At 66.2% G+C, this 24375-nt stretch carries 15 protein-coding genes; 1 reads left to right on the top strand and 14 read right to left on the bottom strand.

Annotated elements, in window-relative coordinates; all coding sequences use genetic code 11:
• From QZY44_RS01085 to QZY44_RS01110, 6 genes are all read right to left on the bottom strand, one after another.
• Positions 1–955, bottom strand: a 955-nt coding sequence (locus tag QZY44_RS01085; RefSeq protein WP_295441027.1) for a hypothetical protein, incomplete at its 3' end; no start/stop codon positions are given.
• A 5-nt stretch (positions 956–960) separates the two neighbouring features.
• Positions 961–5205 carry a protein kinase gene (locus QZY44_RS01090; RefSeq protein ID WP_295441031.1) on the bottom strand — a complete coding sequence of 1415 codons (4245 nt, stop codon included), beginning with the start codon at positions 5203–5205 and terminating at the stop codon, positions 961–963.
• Positions 5205–6605: a hypothetical protein gene (locus QZY44_RS01095; protein WP_295441034.1), complete on the bottom strand. Its 1401-nt coding sequence runs from the start codon at positions 6603–6605 to the stop codon at positions 5205–5207. The genes QZY44_RS01090 and QZY44_RS01095 overlap by 1 nt, the downstream gene beginning before the upstream one ends.
• A complete protein-coding gene (locus QZY44_RS01100; RefSeq protein WP_295441037.1) occupies positions 6602–8569 on the bottom strand; it encodes an RNA-binding domain-containing protein in 1968 nt (655 codons plus the stop codon). The genes QZY44_RS01095 and QZY44_RS01100 overlap by 4 nt, the downstream gene beginning before the upstream one ends.
• Complete coding sequence (locus QZY44_RS01105; RefSeq protein WP_295441040.1) at positions 8566–10674, bottom strand: N-6 DNA methylase; 2109 nt, start codon at positions 10672–10674, stop codon at positions 8566–8568. The genes QZY44_RS01100 and QZY44_RS01105 overlap by 4 nt, the downstream gene beginning before the upstream one ends.
• On the bottom strand, positions 10667–10882 hold the full coding sequence (locus tag QZY44_RS01110) for a helix-turn-helix domain-containing protein (RefSeq protein WP_295441071.1): 216 nt from the start codon (positions 10880–10882) through the stop codon (positions 10667–10669). Before QZY44_RS01110 ends, QZY44_RS01105 begins: the two co-directional genes overlap by 8 nt.
• A gap of 351 nt (positions 10883–11233) precedes the next feature.
• On the opposite strand from QZY44_RS01110, the gene QZY44_RS01115 reads away from it, so the two are divergent.
• Positions 11234–12268, top strand: coding sequence for an aldo/keto reductase (locus QZY44_RS01115; RefSeq protein WP_295441043.1), 1035 nt, complete (start codon positions 11234–11236; stop codon positions 12266–12268).
• Positions 12269–12277: 9 nt separating this feature from the next.
• Here the strand turns inward: QZY44_RS01115 and QZY44_RS01120 are convergent, their stop codons facing one another.
• From QZY44_RS01120 to QZY44_RS01155, 8 genes are all read right to left on the bottom strand, one after another.
• A complete protein-coding gene (locus QZY44_RS01120) occupies positions 12278–13420 on the bottom strand; it encodes an HD domain-containing phosphohydrolase (protein WP_295441046.1) in 1143 nt (380 codons plus the stop codon).
• On the bottom strand, positions 13398–15761 hold the full coding sequence (locus QZY44_RS01125; RefSeq protein WP_295441050.1) for a hybrid sensor histidine kinase/response regulator: 2364 nt from the start codon (positions 15759–15761) through the stop codon (positions 13398–13400). Before QZY44_RS01125 ends, QZY44_RS01120 begins: the two co-directional genes overlap by 23 nt.
• Positions 15762–15767: 6 nt before the next feature.
• Positions 15768–16799: a hypothetical protein gene (locus tag QZY44_RS01130; RefSeq protein WP_295441053.1), complete on the bottom strand. Its 1032-nt coding sequence runs from the start codon at positions 16797–16799 to the stop codon at positions 15768–15770.
• Positions 16796–17689 (bottom strand): transporter substrate-binding domain-containing protein, encoded by an 894-nt coding sequence (locus QZY44_RS01135; protein WP_295441056.1) that lies wholly within the window; start codon positions 17687–17689, stop codon positions 16796–16798. Before QZY44_RS01135 ends, QZY44_RS01130 begins: the two co-directional genes overlap by 4 nt.
• Before the next feature lie 329 nt (positions 17690–18018).
• Positions 18019–18573, bottom strand: coding sequence for a hypothetical protein (locus QZY44_RS01140; protein WP_295441059.1), 555 nt, complete (start codon positions 18571–18573; stop codon positions 18019–18021).
• Positions 18554–19882 (bottom strand): cation:proton antiporter, encoded by a 1329-nt coding sequence (locus QZY44_RS01145; RefSeq protein ID WP_295441062.1) that lies wholly within the window; start codon positions 19880–19882, stop codon positions 18554–18556. The genes QZY44_RS01140 and QZY44_RS01145 overlap by 20 nt, the downstream gene beginning before the upstream one ends.
• A gap of 6 nt (positions 19883–19888) precedes the next feature.
• Positions 19889–22252, bottom strand: a complete 2364-nt coding sequence (locus QZY44_RS01150) for an arylsulfatase (protein ID WP_295441066.1) — start codon at positions 22250–22252, stop codon at positions 19889–19891.
• Positions 22253–22476: 224 nt separating this feature from the next.
• The gene (locus QZY44_RS01155) at positions 22477–23727 is read right to left on the bottom strand and encodes a c-type cytochrome (protein WP_295441069.1); all 1251 of its coding nucleotides are present in this window, start codon (positions 23725–23727) and stop codon (positions 22477–22479) included.
• Positions 23728–24375: the final 648 nt, after the last annotated feature.

Raw genomic sequence — 24375 nt, forward strand, 5'->3', positions numbered from 1 at the left:
AATAGGCCTTGATGAAGGAGGGGATGCGCCGGTAGTGGATGTCCGCGCTGCCGATGGCCAGCCGCGCCATGGCGGTGTCCGGCTGGCCCGCCACGTCCACCAGGAGGCCCACGCGATGCGGACAGTCGCCCTGTGGGTGGTCGGCACCGCGCGGGTCCATCGGGCAGGACTTGGGCTGGCAGATCGGGTCCGCGCCCTTACGCTTCACCAGTGCCGGCAGCAACTTGAACAGCCGCAGATGATAGAGCGCCAGGTGAAAGGCGAGCAACACCTTGAGATAATCGACCATCACCGAGCGCGGGATCTGGTGTTGGTAGAAGAGCAGTCGCTTGATATCCTCGGCGAGCAGGTCGGCGGCGCCGGTACACAGTGGTGCGAAGCTGTCGCGTCCGCCCCGCGTGTCCGCGACATCCTCCACCTGATCGGTGAGCCGGCGCAGCGCCTGGGTCTCCACATCGAGGACGGCCGTAGCGTCGGGGCGTCCGGTGACCTTATCGTGGCCCTGGAAAAAGAAGCGGTGCAGTTGCTCGATTGCCTCTGTACCCGCGCCCTTGCGGGCATGGTAAAGGGTCTCGTAGAGCTGCTGTGCCGCCCCGTAGTCGCGCGAGCGTTTCGCGTTGCGGAAGCGGTAAGTGAACCCATGCAGTGGACGTGGGCCCGCCACGGCCGCATCGGCTTTGCCGCGGTTGACGACGTCCATCAGATGCGTCTCGACCCACCGCACAAGGATCGCGCGGTGCGGCGCGAAGCCGGTGAACCATTCGGGATGCTCCAGGAACTCGTCGACGAAGGCCTCCACCGAGATCTCGAAACGGCGCTTGAGCCGGCTCGGGTAGCCGTTGTGGGCGAGGCGCGCGAACAGTGCGGTCAGCACACGGTCCATCTCCAATTGCTTGAAGTCGAGATAGGACACCTTATTGGTGTTGATGACGCGATCTTTACCGGACAGTCCCATCGGCGTCAGCCTCCGCGTGGCGATGGCGCCGGCGCGGCGCCGGCAGCAGGGGGCGGCACCGGCGCGCTGCCCGCCAGGTGTGTCATTTCCAGGCGCTCGTCGGGGTGACGCTCGATGCGGTAGAAGTCATGGCCCGTGGTGGTGAGCAGTACCTCCTGATAGGGCGCCGAGCCGAGCACGTTCTTGAACACGGCTAGACTCAGATAGTAGCCCTGCTCCTCCTCTGGGCTGGGCCGATAGCCGTGGTTCAAGCGGTCGAGCATCTCGAAGATATCGAGCTTGATCGCGAGTTGCGCCGCATTCCCATGAAAGTCGCGCCGGGAGCGCGCTCCACCGCTCCCTCCCCCCTGGTGGGGGAGGGCCGGGGAGGGGGGGTTACCGTGCTCGTCGCAGCGCAAGCTGAGCGAATCCGGCATGTGCTCGACAAAGCGTGCACCACTCGCGGCATCGCTTACGGTCAGGTGGAACCGGTTGGCGGCATAGAGGCGATAGGAACGAATGGTCCCGCGCTCCACCTGCCTGACCTGCAGCGCCAGGCCCGCCGGGAGCCGGGTCGGGTCGAGCAGTCCCTCGCCGCGGTTGATGGCCTGCAAGATCTGCGGCAGCTCCGGATGCGGCGGGGACTCGCCCCGGACCATCCTCAGCATCCGCTCGGCGCAGCGGTACGGCAGCATCCCGCGCCATCCGCTGTCACGGCGCTCGAAGAACGCGCGCCGGCGCACCATCGCGACATAGCGACGGTGGGTCGCCACGCGATGCGGCGTCGGCTTACCGGAGAAGTCCCGGGGCAGATCCGCATAGAGCGCCCCCAGGACCTCCTGATCGTAGCGACCGCGGTCGGCGAAGCCGAAGCGGCTGCGGTCCTGCACCGGGCTCACGAAGTCCAGGCCGCGATCCAGGCGCGGGTCGCTCGCGGCGCCGACATCGACGCCCCGCAGCAGCGACAGCAGGCGGTCTGCCGTCGCCGCGTCCGCGCCCATCCAGGCGTTGAAATAGAAACCGGCGGCGATGGCGTCGCGTCGACCCTCGGCATAGAGCCGGTGGATCCCGGCACAGTCGCGCGCGGACGCCAGCGTGAAGGCCAGCGCCGAGCGCAGGTCGCGCAGCGTGAGGTGCAGACGGCCGCGCAAATGGGTGAGCGTATACAGGGTCTTGAGCCGCTCCAGCACCTGGGGGCCGGCGGTGCGGTCCTGGAAGGTCTGCGCGTTGTGCAGCGCGTAGCACCGGTCCTTGAGGTCACAGCCCTGGCACGCCTGCCAGAACCTGGGGTGTGCCAGCAGTCGGGTCTGCCGCTCCAGGATCGAGTCATCGCGCCCTTGGCTGCCGGCCACGACGCTGCGCAGGTTGAGGTTCACCACCGCGACACCGTGCGCGTCCGTGCCCGTGTGCAGCCCGGTCTCCACCAGCCGCAGCAGCGCCGGGAACTGCGCCTGCTCGGTCCGCAGAAAATCGACGAGACGCCCCTCGTTGATGGCCACCAGGCGCGTCTCGTGGTCCGGCCAGGCATCAGGGTCATCGCCCTGAAAGGGCGCAAAGAAGGCCCGCAGCACCTCGCCGTTGGGGCTGTCCTCCTCATCCTGCGAGCCGTCATAGTTGGTCAGGAAGGACCGCCCGCCGGCGGTGAAGCGCCGGCCGTTGACCAGCGCCTCGCCGGCGGCCAGCGGCGTGCCGGCCTGGGTCTCAAGCTGCTGCAGAAAGGCCGTCTTGCCGTCACCCGCGTTGCCCGTGATCAGGACCAGCCTGAAGCGGCCGGCGATGACCTCGGGCATGAGCCCGGTGTCGAGCAGGGTGGGGACATAGGTGCGGCGCCCGAGTTCATCCAGCCCGCGCGTGCCGGCATTGGTCTGGGGGCTTTGGCTATAGAGCGTGAGCAGATAACCCACGAAGGGGTTGGTGTTCGGCAGCACCTTACCGCCGCCGGGCTCAGTCATCAGCTCGGGGGCCAGCAACCCATCGGAGGTCTCAGCGGTCGGCTCCCGGCGCGCCCGGGGGAGCGCCTCCAGCGCCTGGATGAGCGCCGGTGCGCCGGCAAAGCGCTCGGCACGCTGCGGCGCGATGGTCTTGAGCAGCAGCGCGGTCAATTCCGGCGCCAGGTCGGCGAGCCCGGGAAGGGTGCGGGGATCGGGGGCCTTGGTGGCGGGCGGCGGCGCGTTCGACTGCCACGGGTATACCCCGGTGAGCGCCTCATAGACCGTGAGCCCGAGTGCATAGAGGTCGCGGTCCACCAGTTCGCTCGGTGACGGGGTGTCCGACAGGTCCAGATCCGGCGGCAGATACCGGCGCGAGCCGCCGCCGTGGCTGTCGTCCTGCGAGCGGACCGACACATTGAAGTCGATGATCTTGGCCCCGCGCACCGTCCACAGCAGGTTGTGCGGCTTGATGTCGCAGTGATAGACCCCCTCGCGGTGCAGGTGGCCGAGCCCCTGCGCCACCTGCCGGAACAGGATCAGCGCGTCCTCGGGGGCAAAGCGGGCGTCGCGGATGAGGTCGCCCAGGTCCTCGCCGTCGACATACTCGAAGAGGATGTAGGGCGGCCCGTCGGCCGGCAGCACATTGGCGTCGATCACGCGCACCACGTGCGGATGCTCGGGCAGGTGCACCAGCGTCTTGTATTCCTTCTTGAGCCGTTCAAGGGTCGAATAGCGATCGCGCAGGATGAGCTTGAGCGCGCGGGTCACATCCCCCAGGGTATCGACCACCTGATAGACGACGCCGAAGGTGCCCCGGCCCAGCCGCGACTGGACCTCCAGCTTGCCCGCCAGCAGGGTGCCGCGCGGGACATTGCCCCAGTCGATCCCGGACGGTGCAGGGGTTTCGGGTGGTGGCGGCGGTGTGACCGGACCCACCGGCAAGGGCGCGGCCAGTGCCAGGTCGAGGGCCGCGAGCGCGGCGGCGGCGGTCGGCCGTTGGTCGGGATTGAAGGCGCAGAGTTCGGATAACCAAGCGTCCAGCGCGGGCGCAATCTCCGCGCGCAGTGCCGAGGGCTTGATCGGGAACACGCCGCCCTGGTCGAAGACCTCGGTCGGCGAGCTGAACGGGCGTTGACCCGTGAAGAGTTCGTAGAGCACGAGGCCGGCGCCGAAGCAATCCGACGCGGGGCTCGCGTGTGCCGGCTCCCGCCAGGTCTCCGGTGCCGCGTAGGCGGGGTCGACCTGGTCGACGATCGCGTCCGCGATCGTCAGACTGCGATCGGTGCCGGCGCGCGCGTGATCGAAACCGGTCAGGCGCAGGTGCCCGTCGCTGCCCAGCAGGATGGTGCCGGGCGACAGGTCACGGTGGACCACGGCGTGTGCATGGCAGAACGCCAGTGCCCCGAGCAGCTCGCGCGCCACCCGCAGCTTCTGGTCGAGCGTCAGCGCCAAGGCGGGCTTGTCGATGTGCAGCCGCAATGCCTGTCCCGCAACGTCCTCGGTGACCAGCACATAGCGGTCCTCGCCCTCGGTGGCGAAGAAGCCCTTGGCGCCCGCGATCAAGGGGTGCCCCGGCAGGCGGTTCAGCGCATAGAAGGCGTTGGCGATGCGGGCCTGCTGTTGCGCGCGGGCGTCCTGGCCGGTCAGGTAGGCATCCGCCCGATACACGCGCAGCAGGGCGGTGCCGCCGCGTTTGCCGGCAAAGGTGTTGATGGCGCGATACTCGCTGAAGGCATCGTTCCCGCCCAGGCGCTCCACCACCTCCCAGTCCCCGAGCACCGTCGGCCCCGCGCGCCGGTGCGCCGCGCCGAGCAGCGCGCTGCGCACCATGGCGTGCAGGGGCGCGATGTGCTTCTCGAAGCGCGGCGGGATGCGGCCGGCGTTCTGGAAGAAGGCCGCGGACGGCGGCAAGGTCGTGACGTGCTCGCTGTCGCGACCCGCCTGGTCCACGAGGTGCGCGTCCGGGGCCGTGAGCAAGACGGCCACCTCGACGAAGACGCCGTCGATCTCGCGTCGGCCCGGCTGGCTCTTGGTGAGGATGCCCTTCACCGTTCGGGCATGGCCGCGGAGCTTCAGCAGCGGCGAGGTGAAGGGCTGGCGGCCCTCCGGGTACCACTTGGACCCGTAGACATCGATCAGGCCCCGCGTGCCCTTCACGTCGACGAGATAGAGCGCGTGCGGCGCCAGCACCGCCAGGTCGACCTCGAAGGTCTCGCCGTCGCGGTGGACCTCAAAGTTGTGAAAGAGGGTATAGCTGTTCGGCAGCTGGTCCCGCAGGTGGGCGATGGCCTGACGCTCGGCGTCGTTCACGGGCTCGCCGATGGGGACCACGGTGGCCATCAGGCGGCGTCCTCGATGGCGCGTTCGACGAGGGCGCGGGCCTTCCTGTCCTTCGCCACGGCTTCATTCCGAAGGCGGGCCACCTCTGCGCCAGCCTCACCGATTCGATGCCGCTCTCCGTCGCCCGGATCAGGTAGAACGACACGCCCGATCTGGTGAACGTCCAGGTGAGGAATAGACGAGCCGTATGCGCGAGCCTTGAGCTGGCGAAGCCCATAGTGCGACGTGAGCGCGACGAACACAAAGCCCGCGGTGCAGGCGTCTGGACAGTTGATTCGAATCGCGTCCTCCGACACCGCCCCGCCGAGAATGTTACCGTAAGGAAGGACTGCGGTCCCGATAATGCCGGAGAGCTGCCCGGAGCGAGGAACCAGAACGGTCCTCTCGGTCACGATGTACTGCTTAATCCCGCACTGATTCTTCGGCAAGAAATACATCTCAATGGGTTCGCTCCACATGAGCGCTGACGTTCCGAAGAAGCGAATGCCATGCTCAGCATCATCCATGCGAATGCGCTTGAATCGATTCGGTTCGACGATGGATGCCGCGAGCGCCGCGACAGTGGTGGTTCCAATCCGGCTGGTCTTGAGTTGAGTGACGACGCGATTGCCATATGGGCTATGGAAGAACGCGTCGAAACGCTCTTGCAACGTCGTGGCTGAAGCCTCCGTGCATGAGAACGGCGTCGAGCTGGGGGGCGGCTCAAGCGGTCCCAGGCCAGCCAACCGCTCGAGTGACTGAACGGATTCTGCGAGGAGGTTCGATGCGTTCGCACGCAGCACGGCCGCCTCTTCGACAAGAGTGTGGATGCGCCACTCAAGATCTTGACCAAACCTCGGCACGGGCAGGTCAGCGATGTGCTCTGGTTCGATATGCTGGATGATGGCGCCATAGGTGCCCGAGGTGATCAGCGGAACCCCGAACCTGCTGCTCAAGAAAGCATAGAGATAGCCAGGGTGGATTTGTCCCTCGTCGGGGATGACTCGCAACACATCTTCGGTGCAGGCCATCGCATCCATGTCCGGTCGCGCATAGCTCATGCGCCCGATCGTGCCGGCCCGCGTGATGAGCGTGTATCCCTTGCGAATGACGAGTTTCGGGTTCTCTCGAATCGCACGCTTCGAGATGTATCGAAGGTCACTTAAGTCTGCCTGCAAGATCGACCTACTCGTCAGAAAAGGAACTCCATAGGCAGGCCCCTCTACCCACTGTCGCGTAATTCGACCGGCGTTGACCAAGCCGGCTTCACGGCCACCGCAAAGATCAGCAAGCCGGTCTTTTCGGCACGACATCTCCTTGAGACGAATTTTCGCCTCGAGCGCGCCGGACATATAGGGTCCGCAGTCCAGCCGCCTTCCATTGAGGCCGATCCAGCCGCTGGGGATCGTCTTGATCTTCATACGTCATCCCCAGCCTGTGCCAGCGCCTGCTGAAAGCGGCGTTCATCGGGTATCAAGGCAACGGCCTGCTCGTAGGCCGCGATCACATCCTGACGTGGCGCCCGCAGCCATTGACGCGCTTGCCCGAGATTGAACCAGGCCCAGGCGTGGCGGGTGGGCGGCGCATCCATCTGGATGACACGCTTAAGCGCGGCCAGCGCCTCGTGTAGGAGGCGGTTGCGGGTTTGCTGGTCCGCGGGACGGGGGGAGCCGGCGAGTGGCGCGGTCAGACTCAGCTTGGTCTGGGCAAACTCATGCAAGGCGCGCGCATCGCGCAGGACCAGCTCACCTGCACGCTCGAAGAGTCGATGGGCGCGATCCTGACGCCCCAGGCGGCGCTCGAGGATCGCGGCGTCGAAGGCATCCTGCGCGGCGAGGATGGCCGGCAACCGGTTCAGCAGTGCCTTGGATTTTTTCTCATCCCTCGCATCGGCATAGGCGGCGGCCAGGGCCGTCAGTGCCCGCGCAAAGGTGGCAAGCTCGGGGGCATCCAACTGCGCCAGCATGATTTCCGCACCAGCCAGGTCACCCTGTTCGGCCTTCTCCCGGACCAGCGCCACCGCGATGGACGGCGAACGCATCCCGTCATGCCAGGCCCGCTCCAGCAGCGCCCGCGCCTGGGATTGGTCACCCGTCGCCTTCTTGTAGGCGTAATCGCGCAGGACGCCCGGGGCCACATACTGGGGATGCGCGGGTAGCGTGATGCGGAAATAGGTCCGACCCTCGTCGAAGTCGAAGACGGGTGCCGGCGAGCCGTTTTCGGCCATGCTGCGCCGAATCTTGGGTAGCCCGGTGCCGCGCCCCTCGGCGAGCCGCAGTTCCTCGAGAAACTCCCCGATGCGTCGATTCCGGGCGGGGACCGGCGGCGGTGCTACCGTTCCGGCAAGGTGCTGCTGTTCGATCCCCTGTACCGGACCGGGATAGCTGATGATCTCGATGCGGTTCGGGTAAAGATAGACCTTGGTGGGTTCGACGCAGGTCTCGTAGCCGCGGTGGTAGACCGCGCTGACCAATGCTTCGCGCAGTGCCGGCACCGGAAAACTGAGCCAACCGTGAGTCTCGAGTCCGGCGCTGCTCTTCTCGAGATGGCGGGTGGTCAGGCTCTCCAGGTGGGTGAGACACTGGCGCAACTGATGGTGCAATGGCCCCCGAAAAACCTTCTCCGTCAGCGTGTTGCCGCCGGCCTCATCGGGGAACTCCACGACTTCGATCCGCGCCCCGCGAAACCACTGTTCGGGATTGTGGCTGAAGAAGAGCAGGGCCACGTTGCGGGGCACTGAGTGTCCGTTGACTCGGGATACGATCTGCATGGCACGGTAGGTATGCTCGGCGTCCTGGTCATCGCGAAGGTCACTGCGGACGTCGTTCAAGAACTCCCGAACCAGGCTGAGGCTGAGATCGTCGTTGCGCGCTGCGTGGGCGCGGCGGTCATCGAATGGCACCCGTGCGGTCTGCTGGAGCAGGGCGGTGAGGATCTCGTTCTTGGCCTCCACCGACTGACTGCCGATGCGAACCCAATATTTTTTCTCTCCCTTGGCACCATCCGGGGCCTGATGGGGCCGCACGTCGGAGGCGGGTGCCCAGAGTACGAGCACTTGCCGCCCGTCCAACTCGCACACATCCATCACCGGCATGTAGGCCGGCTCGATGCGGTTGCAATTTTCGCGGATCTGCCGCTGCACACCATCAATGGCGGCGGAATCCAGGCCGACGATGGGTCGGACTGCAATACCACCTTGCTCAGCCACACCCAGGACCACATAGCCCCCATTGAGGTTCTGGAGATCGTTCGCAAAGGCGCAGAGGGTCTTGATGATCTGGTGTCCGGTAACGGCCGGGTCCCAGGTCGCCTTGAACTCCAGGCGCGCGGTCTCAACCGCGCCGCCCAGGAGCTCTTCGATGCCGATGGGCAGATAGGATTTCATGCGTTCGGCTGCCCGTGCTCGGCCCGGAACGCCCGGTAGGCATCCAGGATCGGACCCGGTACAAAGGTCCCATCCGGCTTTTGGTAGGGCAGGTCGTTATCGAGGGTCTTCTCCTTGCGGCGCAGCACACGGACCACCGACTGCCCGCCCACCCGCAAGCGTTCGCGGTGCTCGGCCTCCGCGACCAGCTCCTCGCCGTCGGGGCCGCGTTTGTAGAGCGTGTTGCCGCGCCGGTCGAAGCCGACTTTCTCGGCGACGGCCATGAAGACGGGGTAATCAATGGTCTGACCGAGGTCCTCGGCGCGGATCTCCTCGTCGGTCTTTTTCTTGAGGAAGAGCAGGCTGGTAAGGATGTTTACGTTGGCCTCGACGATGAACACCTCCACCGGCAGGTCAATGCTGGCGAGCACCCAGCAGTGGCGCAGGAGCCACCAGCGGATGTACTCGTCGCCGGGATTGCCCAGGATGCCGTCGGGCAGGACGATGCCGGTGCGTCCGCCCGGTTTGAGCCAATCCAGGCAACGCTCGACGAACAGCACTTCCGGTGCCACGCTGCCCTGCAGGCGTCCGGTGTTGCGGAAACCGCCCTCCTCGGTGCGCTCCCAGAGGTGGGCGAGCTCGAAGTGCTTGAGTATGTTCGGGTCGGTGATGGGGATGTTCGACCCGAAGGGCGGGTTGGTCAGCACCACGTCCATGGTGCCCAGGTTGGCCCGGCCGCGCGCCTCGGCTGCCCCCGGCAGATGCCCCGCCGGGAACTCGACCGAGTTCATGTTGAACACGCGCGCCTGGCCGTTGCTGGCCATCAGCACGTTCATCTGCGCGGCGCGGACCAGAAAGGGATCGAAGTCGGCGCCGAAGAGGTTGTGCTCCACGAAGGCACGCAGCGCCTCCTGTACGGACAAGAACTCATCGGTCGACTCGTCATCCAGCGCGAGATTGGCCGCGGCGCGCAGTTTGGCGTCGAGGTGCTTCAAGGTCGAGACCAGAAAGCCGCCGGTGCCGCAGGCCGGGTCCATCACCCGCTCCTCTGGCCGCGGATCGAGCATGGCGACCATCAGGTCCACAGGCCCCCGCGGGGTGAAATACTGGCCGCGGTCGCCGCGGATGTTGTGCTTGACCAACTCCTGGTAGGCGGCGCCCTTGGCGTCGAGCGCGGTGCGGCCAAGGTCGTATTTGGCGAGCTCGCCCACGATGAAGCCCAGCGCCCGGTCCGAGAGTGTGAGGCGCGGCGGGTTGTCCTTGAAGACGGTGTTTTTGTATTTCTCGGCAACCTCATCGACCAGTTGGGTGACGCGCGCGCGAATGGCCCGCTGGCCCGCGGGGTCGAACTGTTCGTCGACCAGCTGCCGCTTGCCGTTGACCTCCTTCTCGAACAGGCCGGCCCAGAAGCGGGGGGGCTGGTCGCGCGGGCGGCGTTCATCGTGGAGCTTGGCGAAGATGAGATAGAGGAACTGCCAGAAGGCCGCGTCCTTGGGCATGCCCTCGTTGCCGTGGATATAGTTGTGGCAGCGGCGGAAGGCGGTCAGCAACATGTCGCGGTCGGCGCGCCGCAGTTGCGCGGCGGAGGCGACGGTGCGGCTGCCGAGCGTCCCGTCGGCCATGGGCCAGTCGCCGCGCGGGTGGAACTTGGTGTCGAAGCGGACCTGCTCCTTCTCGAAGAAGAAGAAGTCGAGTCCGTTGGTCCACAGGCCCCAGCGGCAGGCCGGCGTCTCCTCCTGGCTCATCGCGGCGTAGAGCAGCCCGAACTCCTTCTCGGCCTGCTGGTGGTCGCGCATCTTGTAGGCGCCCTTGGAGCCGGTCTTCGGCTCCTTGTCGCAGATGACGACGCGGCGCAGGTTCGCCGCGGTGTGGTCGGCGCCGGGCTCGAAGATCGCGATGTCGATCTTTTTGTTGCGCCCGTCGATCTTCAGCTGGAAGTCGGGGACCATGTCCTCCACCGAGAGGCCGTACTCGTGGAAGAAGGCGCGGGCGATGCGTTGGCGCACCTGCTCCTTGGGGGTGTCCTTGACCGCCTCGTTGGTGATGTAGTCGAGGAGCTTGCCCTCTTCCAGCGAGGTGACCTCGTCGTCGGCCTGGTCGGCGGCGTCCATTTCCAGATCACTCATGGTCGGGCTTTTCCTTCAGATCATCGTCGGAGGCACTGGCGGCCCCGCCGTCGCGCACCCAGGTGTCGACCTCGTCGCGCTTGAATTTCCAGAAGCGTCCGACCTTGTAGCCGGGCATCCCCTTGTTGGTGACCCAGGCATACACGGTGTCCTTACTGACGCCGAGATATTCGGCGACCTCGTCTACCGACAGCCAGCGGTCGTCCACGGCGGGGCTCCTGTGCAGGTGGTGCGTGCGAGCGTGCACGCGGGTATCCTGTGTAACATCAAGACGCGTGGGCCGTCAATCTGATTTGGTCTGGTTTGGGCCGATGTGGGCGGAGTTTGACGGTCCAAAGCGGGGGGCAGTGGTCGCTGCGCTCAGCTCCGTAGCGGGGCGGCATGGCTGATGGCTGCTCTTTCGCTGGTCGCCCTCATGGCCTGCCGTGATGCGACTGAGCGCCTTGATCCTGATTCCGGCCCGCGGCGATCGGTCCGCACAGCGGACCCTAGGGCGTGCGCCGCGCCCGTAGGGTCCGCTGCGCGGACCAACGACCTTTCAACCTTTCAGGAGAACAGTATGAACTACCGCCTGCTGGGCAACACCGGCCTGTATGTCTCTGAGCTGTGCCTCGGCACCATGACCTTCGGCAGCGATGGCTTCTGGAAGGTCATGGGCGGCCTGGGCCAGCCGGCGGTCGATGAGCTCGTGAAGACGGCCTTCGATGCCGGCATCAACTTTATCGACACGGCCAATGTCTATTCGTTGGGGCAGTCGGAACAACTGCTGGGACAGGCCATCAAGGGCTTGGGCCTGCCGCGCGACCAACTGGTCATCGCCACCAAGGCCTCGGGCGTCATGAACGACTTGCCCAACGGTCGCGGACAATCGCGTTACCACTTGATGAATGAAGTCGATGCCAGCCTGAAGCGGCTGCAACTCGATCACATCGATCTGTATCAGCTCCATGGCTTCGATCCCCTGACGCCGCTCGAGGAGTCACTGCGCGCCCTCGACGATCTCGTGCGCTCCGGCAAGGTGCGCTACGTCGGCGTCTGCAACCTGGCCGCCTGGCAGATCATGAAGGCCTTGGCGACCGCGGACGCCAGCCACTGGGCGCGACTGGCCAGCGTGCAGGCCTACTATACGATCGCCGGGCGTGACCTGGAGCGCGAGGTGATTCCACTGATCCAGGATCAGCGGCTCGGTCTGATGGTCTGGAGTCCGCTGGCGGGCGGGTTGCTGACCGGTAAGTTTGCGCCGGACGGCACCGGGCCGGAAGGCAGCCGACGGGCCAGCTTCGATTTTCCGGTGGTCGATAAGCCGCGTGCCTTCGCCTGCATCGAGGCCATGCGCCCGCTGGCGGAGACGCGCGGCGCCTCGATTGCCCAAATTGCCCTGGCCTGGCTGTTGGCACAACCGGCCGTCTCCAGCGTCATCATCGGAGCCAAGACCGCTGAGCAATTGCGCGACAGCATCGCCGCGTCCGAGGTCGTGCTGGACGCAGCCGAACTCGCCGCATTGCACGAGGTCAGCAAGCTCCCGGCCGAATACCCGGGATGGATGCTTGCGTTGCAGGGCGGCTATCGCGCCAATCCGCCCAAGCACCCCTGACCGGTGGCCTCAGCCGTCGCTGTAGCGCTGGGCGATCTCGGCGAACCGCCCCTGGATGGTCAGGAAGGCATCCACCAGCGCCGGGTCGAAATGGGTTCCCCGCTTGGCGGCAATGATACTGACCGCCTGGTCATGCGCCATGGGCGGCTTATAGACACGCCGGCTGATCAATGCGTCATAGACGTCCGCCAATGCCATGAGGCGACCGGCCAGCGGAATCGCCTCGCCGCACAGACCCAGTGGATAGCCGCTGCCGTCCCATTGTTCGTGATGGCTGTAGACGATCTCCCTGGCATAGCGCAGAAAGGAATTTCCGCCACCCAAGGTATCCTCGGCCGCCTGGATGGCACTGCGGCCATGTTCCGTATGGCTTTTCATGATCTCGAATTCCTCGGGTGTCAGCGGACCCGCCTTGAGCAGGATGCTGTCGGGAATGGCGACCTTGCCGATATCGTGCAAGGGCGCGGACTTGAAGAGCAACTCGATGGCCTGGTCGTCGAGCGCCGCGGCATACAGTGGATGCGTCCGCACCGCCAGGGCCAGCTCCCGCACGTAATTCTGGGTCCGCTGGATATGCTGGCCGGTCTCCTGGTCGCGTGCCTCAGCGAGCGAGGTCAAGGCGACGATGGTCACGTCCTGGCTCAGCGCGATCTGACGCAAGGCGACCCGCAGGTCCGCGTTCTTTCCCAGCAGCTCCGCGGTGCGCTCGGCGACCTGGCTTTCCAGCACCTCATTCTGGCGATGGATCAGGCGCATGGCCCGACTCAGGTTGACATGATTCTTGACCCGGGCCAGCACGATGGAGGGAGAAAACGGCTTGGTGATATAGTCCACCGCGCCCAGCGCCAGCCCCCGGGCCTCATCCTCCATCGAATCCAGCGCGGTGAGAAAGACGATCGGCACCTCATCCAGCTCGCCGAGTGCGCGCATCTGCCGGCAGACCTCATGGCCGTCGGGCGGCGGCATGACGACATCCAGCAGGATCAGGTCAGCCGGTAGCCCGCCGCGCAGATAACGCAGCAAGGCGTCGCCGCCGGTGAATGGATGAACGTGATAATGCGGGGCGAGGAGGCTCACCAGCAACTGCAGGTTTTCCACCTGGTCATCGACGACGGCGATGTGTGCCTTATCAGTGGCCAACAGTGGGTTCATGGGAATCCCTTTCGAGGTCAGGAAAGCGTTGTTTCAGGACCCGGGCGGCCGCCTCCAGGTCAAACTCTCGGATGCAATTGAGCACCGCCTGGAAATCTGCCGCGGCACTCTCGGCGGGGTGTGCGGGGAACTCGCTGGCGATCGCTTCGGCCAGGGTCAGGGCCTGTGCGTCGACGTTCGCGAGCAGCGTCGACAGTTCGCGCAGCCGCTCGGGCAGCGCGGGCTGGCCGGTCGCCGGATCGCCGGTCAGTCGGACGTCGGGATGGTCGGCGAGCCAGCGCCCGATGGCGCCCAGGGTCTCCTCCAGGGCCTCGCCGAGGCGCTTAACATCCTTTGCTCTGGCTGGCGAGTCGGCCCGCCAGGGTGTCTCCACCATGCCGGCGCAGTCCTGGAGATGCCCGGCACCCAGTTGGCCCGCGCTGCCCTTGATGTCATGGGCAATCCGGAAGGCGCCCTGCAAGTCGCCATTCGCCAGATGCCCCCGCAGCCGCTGCATGTCCTCCCGGTGATGCAGCGAAAAGTGGTGCAGCAGGCGCCGCATCACCGGGAGCTTACCGCGGGTGAGCGACTCAATGCGCCGCAGATCCAGCGCAAGGGTCTGGCTGTTCTCCAGCGCTGCGGACGCCCTCATTCGCTCAGCCGGCGGCGCCCCGGGCTGCGGCGGGGGCGACGCCACGCTCGGGCCGGCCGCCGCCTGATCCGGCTCCGGTAACCAGGCGGTCAGGGCCGCGTACAGGTCATCGGGTTCCACCGGCTTGACGATATGGTCGTTCATGCCGGCCCCCAGACAGATTTCCGTGTACTCGTCGAAGGCGTTGGCGGTCAAGGCGAGGATGGGAGTCTTATCCCAACCCGGCAGGGCACGGATGCGCCGCGTGGCCTCCAGCCCGTCGAGCTGCGGCATCTGCACGTCCATCAGGACCAGGTCGTAGCGACCGGCGCTCGCCTTGCGCACTACCTCGGCGCCATCGGCGGCGGTGTCGATTACGAATCCGAAGTCCGCGAGCAACTCGATGACGACGTCGCGATTGACCGGGTTGTCCTCCGCGATCAGCAGGCGGCGTCCGCGGGCGCGCCGGTGCAGGCGCTCGAGCGCCGCGTCCTGGACGGGATCGGGGCGCGGGGGAGGCTCAGGCATCGCGGCCAGGGCATCAAGGAGCGTCGAGGCCGTGACCGGTTTGGACAGGACCCGCTGGAAGCCCGCCGCCCGCGCGTCCTCCCATAGATTGGGTTCGTCGTAGGCGGTGACCAGCAGGGCCAGGGGTGCGACGTGCAGATTAAGCGCGCCCAGATGGCGTAGCGTGTCGAGCCCGTCCAGACCGGGCATCCGCCAGTCGAGCAGCAGGAGGTCGTAGGGGTCATGCTGCGCATCGGCCCGTTGCAGCTCCGCCAGTGCCTGGGCCGCGTTGTCCACCGCGGTCGGGCGCATCGCGAGCCCGGTGGCGATGGCCGCCAGGATCTGGCGCGCCTCCGGGAGGTCGTCCGCGATGAGCACCCGGCGGCCCCTCAATTGCAGGGTGGCGCGCTGCGCAATCGGCTCCCCGAGGCCAAGGCGCACGGTGAGCCAGAAGGTGCTCCCGCGGCCGATCCGGCTATCGACGCCGACCTCCCCACCCATCAGTGCAGCAATACGCTGGGCGATCGCCAGACCGAGTCCGGAGCCGCCGAAGCGGCGGCTGGTGGAGGCATCGGCCTGCTCGAAGGCGTCGAAGACCCGCGCGCGTTGGCTGTCGGTCAGTCCGATACCGGTGTCGGCGACCTCGAAGCGGACCAGACAGTCGTGGCTGGACTCCTCGATCAGACGCGCGCGGATGATGATGCGCCCGGATTCGGTGAACTTGATGGCATTGCCGGCATAATTGAGCAGGGCCTGCGCCAGACGCAGTGCATCGCCCCGCAGGGGCCGCTGCAGCGCCGCGTCGACGTCCAAGATGATCTCCACGCCCTTATCGCGGGCACTCTCCCCGATCATTCTGGCGACCTTGGAGAGCAGCAACGCCTCGAGCATGAAGTCACTGGTCTCCAGGCGCAGCTTGCCGTGCTCGATCCGTGAGATGTCCAGGATGTCGTTGATGACGCAGAGCAGGTGGCGGGCGGCGGCGTGAATCTGATCGAGCTTTTCGCGCTCCCAGCTCCTGGGCACCGCCCGCTGCACCAACAGATGAGTGAGTCCGATGACGGCATTGAGTGGGGTGCGAATCTCATGGCTCATGTTGGCCAGGAAGGCGCTCTTGGTGCGGACGGCCGCGGTGGCCTCCAGTGAGCGCTGGAGCAACTGGGCGTTCAGCGACTTGGCCTCCGTCAGGCGGTTGCGCTGCTGGCGCGCGATCAGCCCCAGCAACAGGCCTCAGGCGACGACGGCCAGGAGGACCATGAGCGCGCTCGCTCCGGCCAGGGTCCTGATCGGTTCCATGAGCTCGGCGGAGTCCATCTGGACCGAGATCCACCAGGGCAAGTTGTGCACGCGCCGCACCGCCGCGACCACCTCCTGCCCGCGCAAATCCGCGCCGTGGTAGAGCCCGTCACCGCGCTCGATGGCCTGGAAGATGGGTTGGCGGCGCTCCTGCGGACTGACGGCAAGGATGGCGTCGCCCTTGCCGCGCGGATTAACGAGATCGATCGCCCCCGCACGCTGCCGAAACAGCCACAGCCGGCCGGTACGCGAAGGGTTCGGCCACTGCTCCACCATAGGCAGGAGATGCTCGACAATCCCGAGCGAGAAGACCAGCGCCAGTGCCTGGGTGTTGCCCACATCTGGTATGCGGGCCGCGAAGGCCATGAAGGGCAGCCCGTTCTTGCCGGGCTGGATGTCGATGAACAGGGACTCGCCGGTGGCGATTACCGCGTCGACGACGGGACGGATCAGGTCCCGGGTGTAGGGCGGGGTCCCGGTACCGATCAGTGTCTCGCCATCCGGCTTGAGGATCTCGGCGCTGATGAAACCGGCGTTCTCCCGGGTATCCGCCAGCCAGAAGGTTACCCGCTGATCGTCGTACCAGGCGGCCAGCCGCTCGTGCCAATTGTCCAGGTCCCGCATGCGCACCGGTGTCAGCAACTCGCGGAAGACCTGGTTTTTTGCCAGCAGGGTGACGGCCGCGAGGTGTTCCTCCTGCCAACTCGCGAGCTGCTGCGCCTTCATCGCCGCCACCGCGCTCAGGCGCCCGTGCTCCTTCCCTAAGGCTGAATCGGCCAGCAGTGTGAAACCGACGACACCGACGCCGCCGACGAAGACGACGAACACGGCGAAGATCACCACCATGTGAATCGGCCGCAGGCGCTCCAGCAGGGCATCAAGGCGCCGTCCGAGTGGACTGCCGGACGATTGCAGGTCCGCCCCACCGGCCGCGTCTGCCGACCCGGTGGCCGGGGTAGGCGTCATGGTTCGTGGGCGAAGAAATCGGGGAAATAGTGGCGGACGCCCGGGTAGTACTTATCCACCAGGCTGTCGTAGGTCCCGTCGGTCTTGATCCTGGTCAGATACGCATCGAAGGCCGCCCGCAGCTGCGGTGCCGACTTGGGAAAGGCCGCACCCAACTCCTGTATGTCCGACACCGGACCGATGATCTTGATCTGTCCGGTCCAGCGCTGCAGGTCGAGCAGGGCATCGGGCACGTCGAGCAGGGTGAAGTCCGCGTCGCCCTTGAGCAGCGCCGGGACCATCTCACTGAGATTGGTACTGGCCGTGTAGGGGCGCAGTGTAATGTTCGTCCCCGCCAGGCCATAGTTGGCCGGGTCCAGGCAGGTCCGCTCCATCACCAGGAGGCTCTTGTGTCCCAGTAGTTGTTTGGTCTCCGCGATTTCTGCGGCCAGGTCGCGCTGGGAGGGCACCGGCAGGTACGCCGATTCGGTGCGGGCGACGGCGAGTACCTGTGACGGGAAGGTCGGCGCCGAGAACAGCAACACCTGCGCTCGCCATGGCAGGATAGTGAAGCCGGTGGCGATCATGTCCCCGCGCACCGGGAAGTCGCCGATCAGAGTGGCCTCGGGTCCTGTGCGGACCACGTCCTTGCCCAGCAGGTCGCGGACGATGCTGACGAAATCGGAATACACCAGTTCGTAACGCACACCCAAGTCACGGGCGAATCCCTGGACGAGTTCCACATCGAAACCCTGACCCTCCGCTGTGACAAAATTTGCGTACCGGATCCCCAGGTGGCGCAGTACACCGCTCTCGCGCACGTCCCTCAGATCGGCTGCGCCGGCCGCGACCGGGCCGACCAGCGCGACCATGGCGATAAGTCCGTTGGCAACAGCGCGCAGGAAGGTCATAAGGTTACCTGAGTAAACGCACCGGTTGCATCAGTCGCTCCGCATGACAGGCCCAGCCGCGCCAGGGGCCAGGGGCCAGGGGCCAGGGCAGTGTCTAGCGCGAGACCATCAGGCAACCAGAGCGCAGCGGTGGCGCTGAGCTCCGGGGCTGTTCCCCGATCCGACCGGGGAGTGTCCCACCGGGGCTGAAGGACCCGGTGCAATTCTCCAGCCGCACCCCCTGTATCCTGGCTGAGCATAGTAGGCCAGCGTTCTAAATTCAATCAGTGTCAAAGCACAAGGACCGGTAGACCAGGGCGCCTGTCGTGCCGATCAACAACGCGCTCAGTTCAGTTCAGTTCCTTGTCCTTCCAATACTTGGTCCCGGCGACGCTGCCTGGTGCCATGTCCCCGCTGAGGGTGAGTTGGTAGATGGCGATGCCCTCCTTGGCCTCGACCTCACGATCGCTGCCGAAGGTCCACCCCTGGTCCAGAAACCGTTGCAGGCTCTCGCGTTTCTTGAACACGAGCACGGTGCGCAGGTCTTCGAACCGGTCCTTCAGCCCGGCCCGCACCCCCCCCATGCGCATGAAGGTCTCCTTGCCGGTGAGGTTGTCGCGCAGGATGCCGCGTCCTTCGCTGCCGCCAACGAACAGCACATGAGAGCCGCCACTCTCGAACACCGCATAACCGGCTGCCCCGCGGATGGCGACCCGCGCCTTGGGGTCCTGTTTGTACAGCGCCGCCAGGGTCTCCTTGCGGGTCTGGCGCACGGCGGCGCGGGTCGCCGCCTGGGCGGCTGGGGTCGCCGCTTGGTCACCCGCCGCCGCGGCGGGCAGGGGCAGCGCCGGCGCCAGGCAGAGACAGCAGAGCGTCAGCAGCACGTCAGACAGACGCAGGCGCATGGGTATTCTCCTTTTGGATCAGACGACGGCCAAAGACTTCGGTCAGCACCGGACCGAGCACGGCACTCAGTACCATCAGGACGATGACGCCGTTGAGCACCGATTCGGTGATCAGATGGGCGTCGTCCGCATTGACTGCATTATAGGCGGCCATGGCGGCGGCCAGGGTCGCCGCCACCTGGGGCAGCGACAGTGACCACTGGGTGAGGATGGCGTCGCGCGGGTAGCCGAAGAGCAGCCCATTGCCCGCCGCCGCCGCGAACTTGGCGATGAATAGCGCGGCGGCCAGGGCCACGACGAACCCCAGGTTGGTCGACAGGGTCGCCCAGAACACCGGCAAGTCGAGCCCCACCCCGATCGTCACGAAGAAGAGCGGGATGAACAGCCCCTCACCCATCAGTACCACCTTGTCCTTGACCGGGGTTCCGGTCAGCACGCGATTGACCGCAATCCCGGCCAGGAAAGCGCCGACGATGTCCTCCAGGTGGATGAAGTGGGCACCGGCCGCCGCCAGCAGGACCACCAGGAAGGTAAAGGTGAAGAGTGCGGCCTCGTCCTCCCGGTGCCGCCGGAAATAGAGCCGGCCCAGGAGCGGCAGCCCTTGCAGGACGATGACCGCATAGACCGCCAGCGAGAACAGCTGGGTGGCCAGCCCGAGCGGCGAGAAGCCGCCCAGGTGGATGGAGATGCACACCGCCAGGACCAACAGTGAGGCGATGTCGGTAAAGATGGTGGCCCCCACCGTCACCGCCACCACCTCCGACTTGCCGAGCCCCGGGCGCACCACGATCGGGAACCCCAGCAGGGTGTGGGAGGCGATCAGCGAGCCGATCAGCACGGCGGCATTCCAGTCGAAGCCGAAGATGTGCCCGACCAGGGTACCGGCCGCCAGCGGCAGGAGAAAGGTCAAGGCACCGAAGGTCATGGAGCGGTTGCGCGTGGCCGCGAAGACCGCCAGATCGATCTCCAGACCGGCGATGAACATCAGAAAGACCCGCCCCAGCGAGGCGAACAGGCTGACGGTACCTGAGTCGGGATCGACCAGATCCAGGACGAAGGGACCGAGCAGGACCCCGGCCAGGAGCAGACCCACGGCCGCGGGCAGGCGCAGCCGGGCGCACAGCGGCGGCATCGCAAAGATCAGGAACAGGATGAGGGTGAAGAGTTCCATCGGCGAGGCCTGCTCGCGCAGGTACCCGATCAGGACCCCCGGCCGGTAGCTGGCACCGATGGCGATGAGGCCGATCGCCAGTGCGGCGGCGAGCGGCCAGCGTTTGCGCAGCAGGCGCAGGAGGGGGGATTCAGGCATCGTGACTCACTGGGGTGACTTCAGGGCGACTTGGACCGAGTCGATGGTCCCGTCGAAGGCGAAGGGGCGGCGATTGAAATAGTCGAGCGAGACCGGGGAGCCGAGATCCGTACCGACATCGAAAGTCTCGCTCGCCGTGAACGCCGCCGGGACGGTGCGCTTGACCGTGGTACGGGCGACCTCCTGTCCGTCGACGCTGAGCACCACCTGCGCCGGGGCGCCCGGCTTGGCAATCGCTGTGTCCACCTCGATCCGGTGTTTGCCCGCCGGGAGCTTTTCCTGGGAGCGTGCCGTATAGCGCTCGATGATCATCATGTTGTATTCGTAGACGAGGATGCCTTGGTCCAGGTACAGGGTCAAGCCCCCGGAGGCGCCGCCCAGGGCGTAGAGCACACCCGTCGCCTGCTCCCGCAGCGTGGCGTCGATGGTCACATGGTTAGTCTCGCGGCCGGGGCCCGGCGCAGTGAATTCCGGCATGCGTGTCGTGGTCGCGTCGAATTGCCAACTGGTATAGGGCGTCTTGATGCGGTCCTCGGGGTGAATGCGCAGCCAGATGCCGGCGCCGATGGGGAAGACCTGGTTCGCCTTGGCTTCAGTGAGGAACAGCGTCTTCATCGCGGCCAGCCGCTGGGGTTCCTGGGCGGCCAGGTTGGCGGCCTGTGAGAAATCGGTCTTGAGATTGTAAAGCTCCCAGGGGTCCTGGTTCGAGTCCCAGGTCGCGAGCCCCGGACTCACGTTGAGCCAGGGTGTCAGCGGGCCGAAGGTGCAGGCGTACCAGCCGTCCTGATAGATGCCGCGGCTGCCGTTGTTGTCGAAATACTGGGTAGGCTTGCGACCTGGTGCCTGGGGGTCGGCGAAGGTATAGACCATGCTGGTGCCGTCGATCGGGTCCTGCGGGAAGCCATCCACCACCTTGGGCGGCTGAATATGCAGGAGGTCGTAAATCGTCGGCGCTATGTCATTGACATGGTGGAATTGAGGACGCGGTGTCCCATCGGGCTTGATGCGCACCGGCCAGGAGACGGCCAGCGGATTGCGGGTGCCGCCGAAGTGCGAGGCAATGAGCTTGGTATGCTGGAATGGCGTATCGCCCGCCCAGGCCCAGCCGGCGTGATAGATGTTGTCCACCTTGGGGCCACCGAGTGCGTCCAGGCCGCCCAACTGGTCGAGCGCCGCGAGTTGCTGCGCGATGGTGTTGGGGATCTGGTTCTGCGCCAACAGCTCGCTGATGCTCCCCTGCTGGCCCTCGGCGCTCGACCCGTTGTCACCGAAGACATAGAACACGATGGTATTGTCGCGCACGCCCAAGCGCTCCAGCTCATCGATGACCTTGCCGGCCTGGGTATCGACGTGCTCCACAAAGCCGGCGAAGACCTCCATCAGCCGCCGCTGGAAGGGTCGCTCGGACTCCGGGATGCTGTCCCAGGCGGGCATGCTAGCCGCCCGCGGCGTGAGTTGCGTGCCGGCCGGAATCCAACCCAGCGCCTTCTGTTGCGCAAAGGTCCGCTCGCGCAGTTGATCCCAGCCGTTGTCGAATTGGCCTTTGTACTTGTCCGCCCACTCCTTGAAGATGTGGTGCGGGCCGTGTCCGGCACCGGGCGCCCAATACACGAAGAAGGGCTTGTCCGGGGCAAAGGCGCGGTGCTTGCGTAGCCACTTGATCGCCTGGCCCGCCAGGTCTTCGCTCAGGTGGTAGCTCTCATCGTGTGGCGGCTCAATGGTGTTGAAATTCTCCACCAGCCGCGGCTCCCATTGGGAGGTCTCGCCGGCCAGGAAGCCATAGAAATAGTCGAAACCGATCCCCGGGCCGGTCGGCCAGAGGGTGAATGGACCCATCGCGGTGGTCTGGGTGGCCGGGGTGTTGTGCCACTTGCCGAAGGCGGCGGTCGCGTAGCCGTAATCACCCAGCACCTTGGCGAGCGTGGCCGAGGTCCGCGGGATCTCGCCGGTGTAGCCGTCCCAGTCGACCGCGCGCTCGGCGATGGTCCCTGAGCCCACCCGCTGGTGGTTGCGCCCGGTCAGGAGCGCCGCCCGGGTCGGCGAGCAGATCGAGGTGGTGTGGAAGGCGTTGAAACTGATGCCCGCGTTGGCGATGCGCGACAGCGTCGGGGTATGGATGGGTCCGCCATAGGTGTCGGCGAGGCCGAAGCCCACGTCATCCAGCAGGATGATGAGGATGTTGGGCGCATCCGCGGGCAGGTGGTGCGGTTCCGCCCGGCGGACCATCGTCGACTCCTGCAGAGTCGGGGCGGCGATGCTGGCCGAGGGGACCGGCGGGAAGGGCAGCACCGAGCCGTCGTCCGGGGTTGCCGCGTGGGTTGCGGGCAGGAGGCCGCACAGGGTGGTCAGCAGCAGGGCCTTGATCTTCATCGCTTTCACATCTCCGGCAGCTGAGGGTCGGTCGATTTCGGCCGAGTGTGACCGTCAACTTAGCCGGGTACCTTGTAGCCTGTCTATGCGTTTGGCGCAAGCCTGGCACCCTGCAAGCCACTTTCGCGCGGTCTATCGAGTGCAGCACCCGGACGGGCGGGGGTCGGTCACAGGGCGAGCGAGCGGGCACCGCTGCGCGCCTCGCCCGCAGGCAACGCCCTGTATTATTTGGGCAGCGCGGCCCGCAGCCTGGCAACGTCCGCGGGCGTGGCATTGGGCAGTGCGCCGTTGCTCCAACTGGTGCGGACATAGTTGGCGACCTCGGCGATCTGCCGGTCGCTCAACTGGTCGACGAAGGCGGGCATCGCGATGTAGCCGTTCTGCATGGGGATACCCCGCAGGATCGCTTGCAGGATGTTGCCCGGGTCGCGCGCGATCACCGCGCCGTTGCCGGCCAGCGGCGGGAAGACGCCTGGGATGCCGCGACCGCCCGACTGGTGGCAGGCGCTGCAATGGTCCATGAAGAGCGCGGCCCCGCGCACGCGCGACTCGGGCGGTGAGGTCTTCGCGGCGCGCAGCGGCGAGCCCGGCGGAAGGGACTTCAGGTAGAGCGCCATGGCCGCCAAGTCGGCGTCCGTCAGATGCCTCGTGCTGTTGTGCACCACCTCGGCCATCGGACCGAAGCTGGTGGTGTGACCCTTGCGCACGCCGGTCTTCAAATAGGTCGCGATATCCTCTGCGCTCCATGCGCCGAGACCCACGCTGAGGTTGGAGGACAGGTTGGGCGCGAACCAGCCGTCGATCTCCGCGCCCGTATATTCGTGCCTTTCCTCGATCCCGCCCAACAGGTTGCGCGGGGAGTGGCAGGCGCTGCAATGGCCGAGGCCCTCCACCAGATAGGCGCCCCGGTTCCGCTGGGCAGACTGGTCCGGCGCGGGCTGAAAGGTCCCGGCATCGAAATACAGTTCGCGCCAGAAGGCCATCGTCCAGCGCTGATTGAACGGGAAGCGCAAATGGTTGATGTCGATTGCCCTCCGCACCGGCTCGCGCGTGCGCAGGTATCGATAGATGGCATCGCTGTCCTCGCGGGTGACTCGGGTGTAGAAGGTGTAGGGCATCGCCGGATACATGTCCTGACCAGCGCGATTGACGCCCTCGTGCATGGCGCGATAGAAATCGTCTGCGCTCCAGCGTCCAATGCCGGTCGCGTCGTCGGGCGTGATATTCGGGGCCAGCAGGTAACCGAACGGCGTGTTGAGCCGGTCGCCGCCGGCCAAGGGTTTGCCGCCCGGCGCGGTGTGGCAGGAAATGCAGTCCCCGGCGGTCGCGAGGTACTGGCCGCGCTCGACCAGGGCGTCTGGGTCCGCGGGCGGGGTCGTCGCCGGGGCACCCGCGGTCAGGCACGCGAGGAGCGCAAGGCCCACGGCGAGGGCGGTGGGGCGATGGCGGCGCGGTGCGATACGATGGCTGCTCAAGGCTCGGGACTCCTTCTGGTTGGCGTGGCGGGTCGGGACCGCCGGACCGTCCTCGATCCGGATCGGATTGCAGGTAACCTGGCGCTCGCGGGTGCGCCCGCACCGGCCCCGGCGTGATACCGCGCGGCCCCGCAGGCGCGAAGATTCGCGCCCGATCTTAACAAGTGCGCGGCGCGACTGCGATACGCCGACGCGGGGACGGTTGGTGATCGGTACCACGCGCCGATTGCCGTCCACGCACCGCGGCCGGTGTGCGCGTTTCCCGTTCGGACCGTGCGAATGCCCTGTCCGGCAGTTGAACAGCGGATAGTGCTTGGCTATTCTGCTCCACCGCTTTCCTGTCGCCATTGCTGCCGGATTCGCTCGGCAGATTCATGGGCCATTTGCACCAGAGCATCGATACGTTATCGGCCGCGCGATTGATCTCGCGTTTCACCTACCAGAGCTCCGCGAGGATTTCGTCGGGCGCACCTGTGGTGCTCCATTGCGTGGGATTTGGTGCGTCCGGCATCAGATTTCGTTTACAACCGGAGGTCGAGGCTTTAGCCGGTGGCGGTTCCCGACATATCGATTGAAATTCAGTCGCGTATGCACGCCGGACCGGCTAAAGCCTCGACCTCCAGTGGCCGGAACGACAATCAAAGCCCC

The sequence above is a fragment of the uncultured Thiodictyon sp. genome, assembly GCA_903837595.1.
In the GTDB taxonomy this organism is placed as follows: Bacteria; Pseudomonadota; Gammaproteobacteria; order Chromatiales; family Chromatiaceae; genus Thiodictyon.